Annotated in this window: 15 protein-coding genes; 8 read left to right on the forward strand and 7 right to left on the reverse strand. The window is 48.4% G+C overall.

Annotation, left to right across the window (positions count from 1 at the left end; all coding sequences use genetic code 11):
• Positions 1 to 2 precede the first annotated feature (2 nt).
• The 5 genes from H6629_14960 to H6629_14980 form a co-directional block, all read right to left on the reverse strand.
• Positions 3 to 1,043, reverse strand: a complete 1,041-nt coding sequence (locus H6629_14960) for a hypothetical protein (protein MCB9069095.1) — start codon at positions 1,041 to 1,043, stop codon at positions 3 to 5.
• A gap of 53 nt (positions 1,044 to 1,096) precedes the next feature.
• Positions 1,097 to 1,372, reverse strand: coding sequence for a hypothetical protein (locus H6629_14965; GenBank protein MCB9069096.1), 276 nt, complete (start codon positions 1,370 to 1,372; stop codon positions 1,097 to 1,099).
• A gap of 29 nt (positions 1,373 to 1,401) precedes the next feature.
• The gene (locus H6629_14970) at positions 1,402 to 3,189 is read right to left on the reverse strand and encodes a VCBS repeat-containing protein (protein ID MCB9069097.1); all 1,788 of its coding nucleotides are present in this window, start codon (positions 3,187 to 3,189) and stop codon (positions 1,402 to 1,404) included.
• Between the two features lie 753 nt (positions 3,190 to 3,942).
• Entirely contained in the window at positions 3,943 to 4,326 is a 384-nt protein-coding gene (locus H6629_14975; protein MCB9069098.1) for an HU family DNA-binding protein, read from the reverse strand.
• A gap of 253 nt (positions 4,327 to 4,579) precedes the next feature.
• The gene (locus H6629_14980; protein MCB9069099.1) at positions 4,580 to 5,347 is read right to left on the reverse strand and encodes a hypothetical protein; all 768 of its coding nucleotides are present in this window, start codon (positions 5,345 to 5,347) and stop codon (positions 4,580 to 4,582) included.
• A 330-nt stretch (positions 5,348 to 5,677) separates the two neighbouring features.
• On the opposite strand from H6629_14980, the gene H6629_14985 reads away from it, so the two are divergent.
• The 8 genes from H6629_14985 to lspA all read left to right on the forward strand — a co-directional run bounded on the left by H6629_14985 (position 5,678) and on the right by lspA (position 13,353).
• Positions 5,678 to 6,790 carry an ABC transporter ATP-binding protein gene (locus H6629_14985; GenBank protein ID MCB9069100.1) on the forward strand — a complete coding sequence of 371 codons (1,113 nt, stop codon included), beginning with the start codon at positions 5,678 to 5,680 and terminating at the stop codon, positions 6,788 to 6,790.
• A complete protein-coding gene (locus H6629_14990; protein ID MCB9069101.1) occupies positions 6,790 to 7,641 on the forward strand; it encodes an ABC transporter permease in 852 nt (283 codons plus the stop codon). The genes H6629_14985 and H6629_14990 overlap by 1 nt, the downstream gene beginning before the upstream one ends.
• A complete protein-coding gene (locus H6629_14995) occupies positions 7,638 to 8,417 on the forward strand; it encodes an ABC transporter permease (protein MCB9069102.1) in 780 nt (259 codons plus the stop codon). Before H6629_14990 ends, H6629_14995 begins: the two co-directional genes overlap by 4 nt.
• 245 nt (positions 8,418 to 8,662) lie before the next feature.
• Positions 8,663 to 9,796 (forward strand): spermidine/putrescine ABC transporter substrate-binding protein, encoded by a 1,134-nt coding sequence (locus H6629_15000; protein MCB9069103.1) that lies wholly within the window; start codon positions 8,663 to 8,665, stop codon positions 9,794 to 9,796.
• A 109-nt stretch (positions 9,797 to 9,905) separates the two neighbouring features.
• Positions 9,906 to 11,300, forward strand: a complete 1,395-nt coding sequence (locus H6629_15005) for an MBL fold metallo-hydrolase (protein MCB9069104.1) — start codon at positions 9,906 to 9,908, stop codon at positions 11,298 to 11,300.
• 33 nt (positions 11,301 to 11,333) lie between these two features.
• The gene (locus H6629_15010) at positions 11,334 to 11,972 is read left to right on the forward strand and encodes a CDGSH iron-sulfur domain-containing protein (GenBank protein MCB9069105.1); all 639 of its coding nucleotides are present in this window, start codon (positions 11,334 to 11,336) and stop codon (positions 11,970 to 11,972) included.
• A 44-nt stretch (positions 11,973 to 12,016) separates the two neighbouring features.
• Positions 12,017 to 12,628: a methyltransferase domain-containing protein gene (locus H6629_15015; protein MCB9069106.1), complete on the forward strand. Its 612-nt coding sequence runs from the start codon at positions 12,017 to 12,019 to the stop codon at positions 12,626 to 12,628.
• A gap of 122 nt (positions 12,629 to 12,750) precedes the next feature.
• Complete coding sequence (lspA, locus tag H6629_15020; protein MCB9069107.1) at positions 12,751 to 13,353, forward strand: signal peptidase II; 603 nt, start codon at positions 12,751 to 12,753, stop codon at positions 13,351 to 13,353.
• A gap of 4 nt (positions 13,354 to 13,357) precedes the next feature.
• Here lspA and H6629_15025 read toward each other — a convergent pair whose 3' ends face one another.
• Together H6629_15025 and H6629_15030 are read right to left on the reverse strand one after the other, a co-directional pair.
• Positions 13,358 to 14,260 carry an MBL fold metallo-hydrolase gene (locus H6629_15025; protein ID MCB9069108.1) on the reverse strand — a complete coding sequence of 301 codons (903 nt, stop codon included), beginning with the start codon at positions 14,258 to 14,260 and terminating at the stop codon, positions 13,358 to 13,360.
• Positions 14,241 to 14,684, reverse strand: a complete 444-nt coding sequence (locus tag H6629_15030; GenBank protein ID MCB9069109.1) for a response regulator — start codon at positions 14,682 to 14,684, stop codon at positions 14,241 to 14,243. Before H6629_15030 ends, H6629_15025 begins: the two co-directional genes overlap by 20 nt.
• Positions 14,685 to 14,876: the final 192 nt, after the last annotated feature.

Here is a 14,876-nt window from a genome sequence, read left to right on the forward strand (position 1 = left end):
TGCTATGCTGGTGTATGACAGGTTGTGATGCTTGATCCAAAAAGCTCATACTTGTCATTACCGGTTGACTTGAATAGCAGCGTCCAACCGGAGATCTCAACGACAAATTCCTCTATTCCATCGCCATCTACATCCCCGTGAGCGATGCCGTTACGCCCGCCAAAGCTCCCCGGGGTTTTAACCGCTATTGATGCCTTGGCCCTGAACTCATTATCCCAGGTGCTTTCCACAATTGTGATCAGCGATTTTCCTTCAACAGTAAAACCGCTTCCTTGTATTATTATTTCCGGCAGCCCGTCGCTGTCCATATCATTTGAGAGGGCACACAGCCCACTATTAACTACTGAAATAGCACCTCGCCAAAAATAATCATATTGATTATCGCCGCTATTTTCAAAGCCAAGCATACGCACATAACCTGGTGTCAAATTATCAAGGTGCTGGCTGGCAAAATAAAATTCTATTAACCCATCTCCGTCCATATCACCTACCAGACTGTTCCCCGCTCCAGAGAGCTTTAGTAAGCGACGATAAGTCTTTTGAAAGTGGTTATTGCCGGTCTGGTGCTCCCATATTCTGCATATTTTATAATAGTAGCCCGCAATAACGGTGTCCTGTGTATATTGCATCTCTACCTTACCGTCCTTGTCAAAGTCATAAAACAGGGCGTTGATCGGGTTTACATCCTCATTTTTGGGTATGATGTGCACCAGCGCATCAGGATAGCCATTGGTATGCTCTGCCTCATAAAAGCGTAGCTCATGATCATAGGTAAACCATGCCTCGGATCGTCCGTCATTGTCGATATCCATACCACCCAGCGCGCCGCCGCCCTCGATTGCAGTCCTTTGGTTATAGCCAAATACTGACGCAAATCCGGGTGAAAATCGGGATTCGCTTGCCTGCCACTCGTAAAACCGGTTAAACCCGCCCCTGTATCCCGGTTCATAAAAAATTTCTACGCCCAGAATATCGTTCACACCGTTATGGTCAAAGTCATAGATGACGGCCGGGTTTCCGTTATCCAACGGCACCTTGCCCAACAGGGAAAATCTCGGGCTGTAGAAAGCGGTGTCCACCGTGGAGACATCTATACTTAGCACAGTATCGGCAAAAGCGTGTCCAGCGGGGGCTCGGGCAGGGAGTCAATCGGTGGCGTAAACAGGCGCGGTTCGTTATGCTTCGGCATCGTAATAAAGATTGTGTTGGTTGTTCCGGTGGCTTTATCCCGGTAGGTAAGCGCCCCGTTGTCGTAGCTAATCACTTCAAATCGTTTATCCCAATGCGGCGGTAGTTCCAGACCGGCGGGTAGCGGTTGGCATATACATATCCGGATAAATATGAGTAGGAAAATCGTAATCATCTTGTTCATTATAATCAGCTTTCCAGTTCAGGTTTTAACTACCGCATCAACAACATCTTCCGGGTTTGGGTATAAACGGCACCCGCGCCGGTCGAAGGAACGGTAGCGCTGAGGCGGCAGAAATACATCCCTGATGCCACCGGTTCCCCGTTGGCAGTGCTGCCGTCCCATGTTGCTTCGTGCCTGCCGGCACCAAAGCTGCCATCGGCAATGGTTGTCAGCAGACGACCGTTCAGGTCGAAGATATCCAGTTGAACGGTTGCCGGTTGCGGCAGGGTAAAGGCGATGGTGGTTGCCGGGTTAAAAGGGTTTGGATAGTTTTGGTCTAAATCAAAAAAAATTGCTGCGAAATCTTCTGTCGGTATGATAGGTAAGCCGGTATCATTCAGGTAAATTCGCAAGCCGTCACTCCATAATGCCGCAACATCTAATGCGCCATCACCATTATAATCAGCTCCGACACAATGAAATGGTACTGCTCCATTTCTAGCTTCAATAAAGGTGCCTATACCTTCGGCGTTTAGTGTGTAATATACTGAGCCGGTAAACTCACCGGGAATTTCATCAACAATTAAATAATCCATTTTTCCATCGGCATTCAGATCAGCAAATGAGGTACGATGATACCCATCTCCGCCACCAATATAAATCGTACTATCAATCATAAAATTGCCGTCACCACTGCTCCTTATAACTAAGTCATTTACTAAAGAAGCAATAAATACATCCAATAAATGATCATTACTATATTCAACAGTTAACACCTGAAAAGGGAAACTAATTATATTAAGTAACGTGCCAGGATAAATCCGTGTATGCAACGTATCTCCATCACTTTTCATAAAAATAGCCGTCAGGGAATTGCGTCCGCCCGGACCGCCGGGCGAGGCATATATGGATGTTGAATAGGCAATGTCATTGATACCGTCGTTGTTAAAATCCCCGCTCGCGGCGTCTGTGATGTAGTCATCGGTCAGGAGAGTATCGGCAAGGGAAAACTGCCCGCTGGCATCGTTGTAAAGGATGGTGACATTATTCCTGATGGGCTCCGGCGGCCCAATACTCACCACGTCACTGGAAATCAGGTCCGGATAACCGTCGCCGTTCATGTCCTCCACATCCCGCAATTCCCGCAGGGGCATATCGTGAACGGGCTGGAAATATCCGCTGTCATCGATTTCGTATATGTGGTGGGTGGTGACGATCTCCATTCGACCGTCCAGATCCAGATCGGTGACGGGGATATCCGCCTGTTCTGCATAGTAAACCGGGAATTGCTGGTGCAGGCTGAAATCTGCCATGCCGTCATTCAGGGCAATAAGGACATTGGCCCAATTGGCGATCACCAGGTCGATATGCCCGTCGTTGTTCACATCCGCCGGATACATTGCCGTGTTCCCATCACCAAAAAAATCATTGAAGATCAATGGTTCCGAAAAATGCGGCGGGGTGACTTTGGTGGGCTTCACATTAAAGCGCCAGTTGTATCCCGGAAAGGCTTCACCGTTTGCCCCGGAGAGGCTGTTGCGGGCGGTAACCTTCACTTCCTCACCCACCAGAAAGGGGCGGGCGGGATGCAGGGTCACCTGATCCAATGCCGGTGATACAGAAACCGTGAAGCCATACATCCCGCGCAAGGTTCCCAGAATGACAAACTGCCCCGCGAGGCTGGTTGTGTCCACCGGGGCGTTGAATGTGACCTGAATATCGGTATCCGTTGCAGCGGTGTTGTCGTGCTGCGGCGGGAAAAGCGCGCTGATTTCCAGTTGCTGGCAAATGCCCGTCTGGATGACCAGCACCAGGCATAAGGTGATGATTTTGTTCATCCTGCCTCCAGAAATAGGGATTTGATTTTTGGATGATATTAGTTATAAGTATATCCTACAATATATATTAAATATACTTTATACAGGTGTAACTCAATCCATATGAGGCATCCTCTTAAAATATTTGTGAACATATATTAATTTGAGAGCTGGTTTCCCCTAAACCGCATCCCCTCAGAAACCGTCGGTAAGTTAGGTATTTACACGGGATGTTGCAATATAATATCAATATAGTTATAGCGCCGCACCCCATCGGAGTGAAAAGTTTATCACTACCTGTTAACCGTATATTTGTTAAAGGTCAGGTTTTTCCTGCTTATAACCCACATAACGCAAAACAAATCACCCGCTGCTTTGTTCGGATGAACCGGTATTTTTTGTAATGACCGGTGATTGCTATCAAAATGTGCGGTTTTCCGCCACAAAATAACGGCTTGCTCAAGTCGTCAGGACGAAAAAAACAAGTCGTCAGGACGAAACGAGCGGCTCGTCAGGACGAAAAAGGCGTTTCATCAGGTCGAATTTTGGGTATTTCATGGGAAATTTAAGGGGTAATTTTACGGTGCAGGGGATGTGTAAGGCGTAAGAAAAATGGTGTCGGCTTCGTGGCGGGCAAAAATGTTCGTTATTATCAGGCAGGTGTTTTTGCAATATGCGGGCAGGCGTTTGGCGATCCGTTACCCACAGGTTAAACCAGAAACTGCGGCGACTTGCCGGAACAGCCTGCCGCCGCAGTTCCAAAAGGGGTGCAGCTTATTTTACCTTCTCAAATACGATCTGGTTCAGTTGATCCCGGGTTTCCTTCTTGAGGCGGAAATTCAACCGACGGGATTTGATGCTGTTGCTGGTTACTTCGTTTGCGGTTGCAGCGCCATCGCTGCTAACGCTCAGCACCAGTGTGCCCAGGTTGCCCAGTTCAACGGTTTCGCCCTCTGCCAGATGGCGCATGGCTAATTCCGCCAGATTCTCGAATGCAGAAAGCATATCACCTTTGGTAAGGGAGCTGCGTTCCGATGCCTCTTTGGCCAGTTTGTGCAAATCACAAACCCCACGCTGGATCACTTGTGCATAATACTTCTTCGGTGCGTCCGGATCAGCGGGATTGCCTTTTTGCACGGTTTGATATTTGGCAGGCATTTAAAATCCTCCTGATTTCAGTTATAATAAATGGTCTGACACGCCTTGTCAAACCGCCGTTTTCCTAACGTTACGCTGTAGTGATGCATCGACAAGTTACATTATCTGATGTTATAGCAAATACTTTAGAAAAAAATGTGTATTGGTGTGTTTTTTTATGGCAGCTAAAAGGGGGATGTATTGCTGGCTGTATATATCGATTACGCCATTCCCGCAATCTTTAAGCGTGTGCGATAAACATCGCCGTGTGTTGTCATCCCGGTTTTTCGATGATTTTTCGAAAAATACCGGGATCTCCCTGCTTGAAACAGGGGATTCCGGTATTCCGCTGAGCTGCAACCGGAATGACCAGCACTTTTCTACACACACATACGAAGCGAGAAAACAATCTTTTCAAACTTTTGGATGCCCGATAGCGACACTCGGGCATGACCAGTTTTGAGCATGTCATTCCCGCAATCTTTAAGCGTGTGCGATAAATATCGCCGTGTGTTGTCATCCCGGTTTTTTCGATGATTTTTTCGAAAAATACCGGGATCTCCCTGCTTGAAACAGGGGATTCCGGTATTCCGCTGAGCTGCAACCGGAATGACCAGCACTTTTCTAACACACACATACGAAGCGAGAAAACAATCTTTTCAAACTTTTGGATGGATGCGACACTGATAGCGACATTCTCGGGCATGACCAGTTTTGAGCATGATTTTTCATTACCGCAATCTTTAAGCGTATTGCGATAAATATCGCCGTGACCAGTTTTGAGCATGTCATTCCCGCAATCTTTAAGCGTGTGCGATAAATATCGCCGTTGTGTTGTCATCCCGGTTTTTTCCCGGTTTTTTTCGATGATTTTTCGAAAAATACCGGGATCTCCCTGCTTGAAACAGGGGATTCCGGTATTCCGCTGAGCTGCAACCGGAATGACCAGCACTCTTCTAACACACACACGAAGCGAGAAAACAATCTTTTCAAACTTTTGGATGCCTGATAGCGACACTCGGGCATGACCAGTTTTGAGCATGTCATTCCCGTAATCTTTAAGCGTGTGCGATAAATATCGCCGTGTGTTGTCATCCCGGTTTTTTCGATGATTTTTTCGAAAAATACCGGGATCTCCTGCTTGAAACAGGGGATTCCGGTATTTCGCTGCGCTGCAACCGGAATGACCAGCACTTTTCTAACACACACACGAAGCGAGAAAACAATCTTTTCAAACTTTTGGATGCCCGATAACGACACTTTGGCATGACAGGCTTATCATTTGTTCAGCGCAGAAAAACAAAATATTGTCAAAACCGATAAATTCAATTAACTTTCCCTCTTGTTAAATATATTAAACCGGGGAAGAAGGTTGACGCAGGATATTCTGGAAGTGCAGGGTGTTTCCAAACGATTTGGCGCGGTTACCGCACTGGATGCGGTCGATGCCGCGTTTGGCAGGGGTGAATTTGTCTGTATTCTTGGTCCATCCGGGTGCGGGAAAAGCACTTTGCTGCGTCTGGTTGCGGGTTTCGACGCGCCGGACAGCGGGCGCATTCTGCTGGAAGGAAAGGACATGCAGGGGGTTCAGCCGGAAAACCGCCATGTGAACATGGTGTTCCAGAACTATGCCCTGTTCCCGCATTTAACAGTCGGGGATAATGTGGCGTTCGGGTTGCGCGTCAAAAAAATGCCTGCCGGTAAAATACAACAGCAAGTGTCCGATGCGCTGGAAATGGTGCAGATGCAGGGGTTGGAGAAACGCTATCCCCGCCAGCTTTCCGGCGGACAGCAACAGCGGGTGGCGCTGGCACGCGCGATCATCAATCGTCCGGGTGTGTTGCTGCTGGACGAGCCGCTGGCAGCGCTGGATAAAAACCTGCGGTTGGCCATGCAGGTGGAACTGCGGGGCATCCAGCAAAAACTCGGGATCACTTTCCTGCACGTCACGCACGACCAGGCGGAGGCGCTAACGCTTTCCGACCGGGTGATGATTATGCGCGACGGGATTATTGAGCAGGTGGGTGCACCGCAGGAAGTGTATAATCGCCCCAAAAACCGCTTTATCGCGGCGTTTTTGGGCACGTCCAACCTGTTTTCCGGCAAATGGGATGCTGCTTCGCAATCGGTTGTGCTCGCCGGTGGACAGCGCTTCTTCGCCGATAATGAAACATTACCCGCCACAGACAGCGACCCCATCGAACTGATGATTCGCCCAGAACGCATCGACATTTATTCCGCGAAAGACACGGATTTACCCGAAACCAATTGCGTTCCCGGAACGGTGCGGCAGGTGGTGTACGCCGGTGCCGAAACCCTTTGCCAGATTGCCATCGAAGGGCAGGAACTGCTCGTGCAACTGCTCAACCGCGATTCCCGGTTTTTCCATTCCGGTGATCGCGTGCATATTTATCTGCCGCCGCAGCATATCGTCCGGCTTTCCGGCGAAAGCAGCAAGCCAGCGGCAACCGGAGCGTTGGACTAATGCGCATCACTTCCCGAATGGTTTGGACAACCGGCCCGGCGCTGGCGATGCTCACCGTTTTTTTTGTGATTCCGCTAACCATCATCATTTATTACAGCTTCCAGTCGCGCGGTGTTTACGGCGGCATCGAAACGGCCTGGACGCTGGAAAATTACCTGAACATTGCCAACCCGCTCTATTTGAACATATTGCTGCGGTCGCTAAAATTGGCGCTATTAACCACGGTCTTTTGCGCACTGATCGGTTTTCCGGTGGCGGTGGCCATCAATAATATGCACGGCAAATGGCAAATGACCGCGCTGATGTTGATTATTCTGCCCTCGTGGATGAACCTGCTCATCAAAAATTATGCATGGATCGTTATCCTGCGGCGGCAAGGGTTGGTGAATACGGTGCTGCTGGGGCTTGGCTGGATCGATCAACCGCTGGAACTGCTCTTTAACGAAGCGGCGGTATTGGTGGGATTGGTGCACAATCACCTGCCGTTTATGGTGCTGCCCATTTACGCGGTGCTGGAAAAACTGGATGTCCGGCTGATCGAGGCTGCCCGCGATCTAGGCGCAACCCGCTGGCAAACCTTCCGAAAAGTGATTCTGCCGCAAAGCTGGAGCGGGGTTGTGGTCGGCAGTATTCTGGTGTTTGTCCCGGCGCTCGGCGCATTCCTAACGCCCGACTTGTTGGGCGGCGCAAATGCCGTAATGATCGGCAACCTGATACAAAACCAGATTTTTACCGTGCGCGATTGGCCCTTCGGCTCTGCCATGGCCATCGTGCTGATGGGCGTTGTGCTGCTGTCGCTGGTTGTATATGCCCGCTTTGGCAACCGGGAAGGGGAGGAGCGCATTTTATGAAACGCATTCGCCTCCGATGGGTGTTTCTGCTGGCGCTGGTGTTTATCTATCTGCCGGTGCTGGTGCTGATGATTTATTCGTTTAACGATTCGCGCTTCGCGATGAATTGGCAAGGCTTCACCCTCAAATGGTATGGCATCCTGTTCAGTAGCCCGGAAACCGCGCTGGCGTTAAAAAACACCCTGATCGTTTCGATCACCGCCACGATTGTTTCCACAGTGTTGGGCACGCTGTTCGCTATCGGGATGCATTTGTATCCGTTCCCCGGCAAGCGATTTATCGAGCCGTTGTTCCTGCTGCCCATTATCATCCCGGATATCATCATGGCAATTGCCCTGCTGGCATTTTATGTGTTTGTTCAGTTGTCGTTGGGGCATCTCTCGATCATCATTGCGCACATTACCTTTCAGATTTCGTTTATCGCGTTCGTCGTCAAAAGCCGTATGCAGGATTTCCCGAAGAATATTCTGGAAGCCGCGCAGGATCTTGGCGCGAACCAATGGCATGTGTTTACCAAAATCATCTTTCCGCTGGTGCGTCCGGGAATTGTCGCCGGTGCGCTGATCGCCTTTACGCTGTCGGTGGATGATTTTTTGATCACCTATTTCACCGCCGGTGCGGGATCGTCCACGTTGCCGATTCGCATTTATTCGATGGTAAAGCGCGGCGTAACGCCGGATGTGAACGCGCTATCCACGATGATTTTGCTGGTGACGCTGGTGTTGTTATATTTGGGTATCCGGCTCCAGCGCACGGAATCGCGCCGGAGTGGGTAAGCAGGTCACCCCTGACGGGGTGAAACGGTTGATTACAAAACATCGATTATTTATTTTGATCAATGGAGATTCCTGACTTTCGCTTCGCTGCATCAGGAATGACCGAAATAAACTTTGTGCACTTTGCGCCTTTGCGGCTGTGTTACAACATTTATCAAACCATGAATCCAATCTGCAAGGTTCTATTTTTTAATCCACTTGCTTTTATTTACTCATACATTATTATATCAGAGAAGGAGCCTTCGATGAACAAAGTGTTAACAAAAATGGTGCTTGCGACAGTTATTGTTATGGGATTATTTATCCTGAGCTGTTCGGAAAAGTCACCGAAACCGGATGCCGCCAACACTGTGACCGCATACGGCGTGTCGGTCGACAAAAGCAGCATCGGCGATAAACTGAACATTTTCATCTATCCCGATTATTTGCCGCAGGAACTGGTTGACAAGTTTCAGCAAACCTACGGCGTGACGGTTGTGATCGATTATTTTGACAACAACGACGCGCTGCTCGCGAAAATGCAGGCCGGCGGTGCCGGGCAATATGACATCGTTTGCCCGTCCGATTATGCCGTAACCATCATGAAAAACCTGAATTTGTTGCAGAAGATTGATCACGCCAACATACCCAATCTGGTTAATCTCGATACCAAATTTCACAATTTGCCGTATGACATGAACAATGAATACACCGTTGCCTATCAGTGGGGAACCACCGGTTTGGGCATTCGCTCCGATCTGGTGGATGTGACCGGTAAAAATGTGGACACCTGGGATATCGTATTTGACCCCGCGAAATCGCTCGGCGCGTTTACCATGCTGGACGACTCCCGCGAAACCATCGGCACTGCGCTGAAATATCTCGGCTATTCGTTGAACACAACCAACGAAACCGAACTGCGTGCAGCCGAAAAACTGCTGCTTGCGCAGCGCAAACGGGTGATGGCTTATGCACCCTCGTCACCGGCACGCGATTATCTGGTCAGTGGCGACGCGGTTGTGGTGCATAACTACAGCGGCGATGTGTTTATGGGACAGGCGGAAGCCGAAGGTATCATTTACGTGATCCCCCGCGAAGGCGGCGTCATCTGGACCGATAACCTGGCGATTCCCGCCGCTGCGCCGCACAAGCTGGCCGCCGAATTATTCATGAATTTTATACTCGATCCTGAAAACGGTGCTGCGCTGACCAACTTCACCCGATACGCCTCGCCGAACAAAGCCGCACTGCCGTTTATCGAGGAAGATATCAAAAGCAATCCGGGCATTTACACAAAAGACCCTTCCGTTCTGGAAAAAATGGAATACGTAATGGATGTTGGCGAAACCGCCAAATTATACGATGAAGTCTGGACCCGCGTTAAAGCCGGCGGTAACTAACCGACTGTGACCTAAAAGTAGGGGCACAGCACCGACGTGCCCCAAATGAAAGCGGGCGGCAACCAAGCTGTTCCAACGCAGTTCGAAAACCGATACAGGAGGATTTGCGATGGCAGAGTTAACATTTTTAGGTGCGGCGGGAACCGTCACGGGTTCCCGTCACTTGCTGGATGTGGATGGAAAACGGGTGTTGGTCGATTGCGGCATGTTCCAGGGCAGCAAACAAAACCGGCTGCGCAACTGGGATCGCTTTCCGGTTGATCCCGGATCAATTGACAAATTACTGCTCACCCACGCGCACATCGATCACAGCGGTTATTTGCCCGCGCTCGTTCGCGACGGATTCAGCGGCCCGATTTATTGCACCCATTCCACCCTCGCACTCATCGACATTTTGTTGCGCGACAGCGCCCACATTCAGGAAGAAGACGCACAGTGGGCGAACAAAAAAGGGTTCTCCAAACACAAACCTGCCAAACCGCTGTACACCATCGAAGATGCGGAACGGGTGCCGGAACAGTGCATTCCCATCTATTACAACGATGCCGTGCAGATCACTGATACCATCCGCGCAAAGTTCCGCGATGCCGGGCACATCCTCGGCTCATCGTTCATCGATGTGAAAAAAACCGATGGCAACCGCAGCCGTAAAATTGTGTTTAGCGGCGACTTAGGTCGCCCCGGTCGCCCGATACTGCGCGATCCGGTTCAGGCGTTTAACGCGGATTATCTGGTGCTCGAATCGACATACGGCAACCGCCTGCACCCGGAAAACAACCCGATGCAGGAGCTCGCAGATGTGATCAATCGCAGCATCGAGCGCGGCGGTGTGCTCATCATTCCCGCATTCGCGGTCGGACGGACACAGACGCTGTTGTATGTCATTCGCGAACTGGAAGAACGGAAAATGATTCCCGAACTGAACGTGTTCATCGATTCGCCGATGGGTATCGATGCGTTAAAATTGTTCAAGGAACACATGCCGGATTTCGATCTGGAAAGCCGGGTGGAGATGGTTCGCGGCAAACGGATTTTCCACCCGAAGAAATTGCACGTTTGCAAATCCCGTAATGAATCCAAAAATATCAATCGCTATACCAATCGCTCGATCATCATTTCGTCCAGCGGAATGGTAACCGGCGGTCGCATTTTGCACCACCTCGTCCAGCGATTGCCGAAAGAACAGAATACTGTGTTATTCATCGGTTATCAGGCCGAAGGTACGCGCGGCAGAACCTTGCTGGACGGTAAGCCCGAGGTGAAAATTCACGGGCAATATGTGCCGGTGAAAGCGCAAATCGAGCAGGTTTCCGGTTACTCCGGACACGCCGATTATAACGAAATTCTGGCATGGCTGATGGGATTCAACAAAGCGCCGGAGCGTATTTTCCTCGTCCACGGCGAACCGGATGCTGCAACCGCGCTGGCGGAGAAAATCCGCGAGCGGTTTGGCTGGGATGTGGTCATCCCGAAGATGGGCGATCATTTTGAAATAGATTTGTAAATATATTATAAATATGAAGATAGGAGGTAGGAAGTGACAGATAAACCGGATAAAAACCAGGTTACTATCGAGCCGAAAGAAAACGGCCCGTTGCTCGTCAAAGGGCTAAAAACGTTGAAAGATGCACAGGGGAATCCCGTCGAAATCAAAAAAGATGTGATCGCGCTGTGCCGCTGCGGGGCTTCATCCAACAAGCCGTTTTGCGATGGCACCCACAAAACCAACGGTTTCACCAGCGCTCGCGAAATCAGCAAACCGCTGGATCGCGAACGGGCGTATCGCGGCAAATCGATCACGGTTCACGATAATCGAACCATCTGCTCTCATGCCGCTTATTGTGTAAAAGAGCTCAAAACCGTTTTCAAAAAAGATGCGCAACCGTGGATCAATCCCGATGGCGATTCGGTGGACGCGATTATCCGTGTGGTCGAAAAATGTCCCTCCGGTGCGCTCAGTTACGAAATAAATGATGATCACAAACGGGATGTTGATGACCGTGATCCGCAGATAAATTTTCTCGCAAACGGGCCGTACAATGTGTGTGGTCACATTCATATCGAATCCGAACTGCAGCCACCATCTGCAGAGCATTTTTCGCTGTGTCGTTGTGGCGCATCAAAAAACAAGCCGTTCTGCGATGGCGCCCATTACGATGTCGAATTTGATCAGTAACTCAATCATTTGTAAAAGAAGCCAAAACAATAGGGAAACACAGATTGCGTGTCCCGTATAAATTTGATAGCTGGGAATCATTGTATCGGGAAAAACCGGAGCACCAGCTTGCCTGGCATTTTGAATCGCTCGATCCGGATATTTTGAAAGCGCTTTCCGTATTTGAAATTGATCCGCGTGCCGCAACTCTGGATTTGGGTTGCGGCACCGGTATTCAGTCTATCGCGTTGGCGGAGCTTGGGTATCGCGTAACCGCAACGGATATTTCGCAAACTGCGGTAAACATTGCCGCTGATCGGGCTGCACAATCTGAAATCCCCGTCACTTTTTTGCAGGATGATATTCTCCTATCCAATCTTCATTTTTCGTACGATCTGGTCATCGATCGCGGTGTGTTGCACTTGCTCGATTTTGATGAGTGGGAAACTTACCGGGATCAATTGATGCGCTGGCTAAAACCGGGCAGCCATTTTTTCCTGAAAGTATTTGGTCCGGACGTGCCCGGCAAAGATGAGCCGCACCGGCTTTCACCAAAAACAGTAACCACGTTTTTCGAAAAACATTTACAATTGCTAACCTGTTCTGAAACAATCTATTACGGCACTCGAAGCCCTTTGCCGCAAGCCTTTTTCTACGTCTTCAAAAAAGGTTTGTGATGCTTGCAAAAGGTTCTGGTTTATTGTAAGTTTTCCGATTGCTTTTGAGAAACTTTGTACCGGAATTCACAGTAGAATAACGTCTAAATAATATTGAATTAAACAGCGGAATTTGTAACCGGATGGAAAATAGAAAACGATTAATTTTTATCTTCATTGTGATTGTCAGTAGCATTTTTGTTGATCAGGTGAGCAAATATATCGTCTCACAGACCATCAAATTTTCTCCGCCAAAGGAATATTTGGGTGGCTTTTTTGTGCTCAAATATGCCGAAAACACCGGTGCGATGTTAGGTTTCGGTTCCGATTTGCCGGAAAGTGTCCGCTTTTGGTTTTTGACCGTTTTTGTCGGCGTGATGCTGATTGTGTTACTCTCATATTTAATTCTCAACCGGGATTTTACAAAAGCACAATCGTTAGGTCTCGCGTTAATCGCCAGCGGTGGCATCAGTAATTTTGTTGATCGCGCAATCAACAATGGACGCGTTGTTGATTTTATGCACATGGATAGTGGGTACGGCTGGGTCAAAACAGGGATTTTTAATTTTGCTGATGTTTCAATAATGGTCGGTTTGGGGATTATGATACTTTGGGGAGATTGGCGGGAGAAGCACAGCGCTAAAGAGGAATCGGATATCGATAATGAACCAAATTTAATCGGTAAATCAGAAAGCGATAATCCGTATGAAATGCCCGAAGACAAGCTACCTCAAAAAGATAGCTAAGTGCTTATAAAACAATAACATCACCTTCCTGTGCCGCTTTGCATGGAATATCATATTGGTGTTTCAGTAAACGACGGCGACTTAACTCCACCATCAAATCAACCGCAGTATCATCGTGATCCGGATCGTGGTGAAACAGAATTAGCTGTTTCACGCGCCCACGAACAGCAATATCCACAGTATATGTATACGGCGAATGTCCCCAGGAAACGCGATCTTCATATTCTTCGGGAAAATATTGTGTATCGTGTATCAGGACATCAGCTTCGCTGATAAAATTGATCAGGTCAATTTCTTCCTTATTATCCATGAAATTTTCGAACCGATTCTCCAAATCGCTGCCCGTTTTGGATTTATATTTCGGTTGGGGAAATGGCTCATTATCGCTGATATAAACAATCGATTTACCTTGGTAATCGAAACGATAACCTAATGTATATCCGGGATGATTTAAAAATTTTGTTTGAATATCTACACCTTCAACCCGCAACGATTGCTCAGAAATAGTAACAAAATTCACAGTAGCGGACATATCTTCAATTGCAACCGGGAAATAGATGGGGTCCATCTGCATTTCGATGATTCGATCCAATTCCACATTGGGTTCGTCACAGCCATAAATGGTAAACTTGTTACCTTTTTTGAATGCAGCCTTAAAAAATGGCAAACCCTGAATATGATCCCAATGAAAATGGCTCAGAAAAATATACGCTACAACCGGTTTTTTCTGTGAAAGTAATTCTTTTCCGAGTTCGCGAATACCCGAGCCGGCATCAATAATAAAACGGGGTTTTCCTGAATATTGGATTTCAACACAAGAGGTGTTACCACCATAGCGGATAGTATGGGGACCGGGAGTGGGAATTGACCCCCGGACACCCCAAAACTTAATTTTGATAGGATCCATTTTGAACGGGATGAATCAGTTCCTTTATTTTTGAGATCAAAACGTTTGCGCGGGTGGGTTTGGTGAAAAAAGCATCGGCACCCATCTCGAGCGCTTTCCGGCGATCGGAATCATAAATTTTACCGGAGTAAATGATGATTCGCGTATCTTCCGTTCCGTTCGTACTTTTTATTTCTTTGCATAACCGCAATCCATCCAGCTTTGGCATCATTAAATCGAGAATTACCACCCGGGGTTTGTTGGTGCTGATAAACTGGAGTGCCTCGGAACTATTTGTTACATAATTCGCCGAAAAACCATATTCTTCGACCAGCATCTTGGTTAAATAGGCTTGTTCCAGATTATCCTCAACAATAATTACATCATATGGAGTGTTTTTTCCACTCATCACTTCCAGTGGCATACTGGTGACTTCCGTGTTCATAAGCATTGCTCCTTCCTGCTCATATTTACAGCCGCTAATCGCCCAATTAAATAAATATTTTCCCTAACCGTAATAAATGTTTGAATTGACTCAACAGTTCCCTGTTGCGATGATGGATGGTAAATGAAATTAAACCAATCTGGTGAAAAAACCCCGAAATTTCCAAAGACCATGCCCCACAACCGCTTCCCC

This window comes from Calditrichia bacterium (assembly GCA_020634975.1).
Taxonomy (GTDB): domain Bacteria; phylum Calditrichota; class Calditrichia; order RBG-13-44-9; family J075; genus JACKAQ01.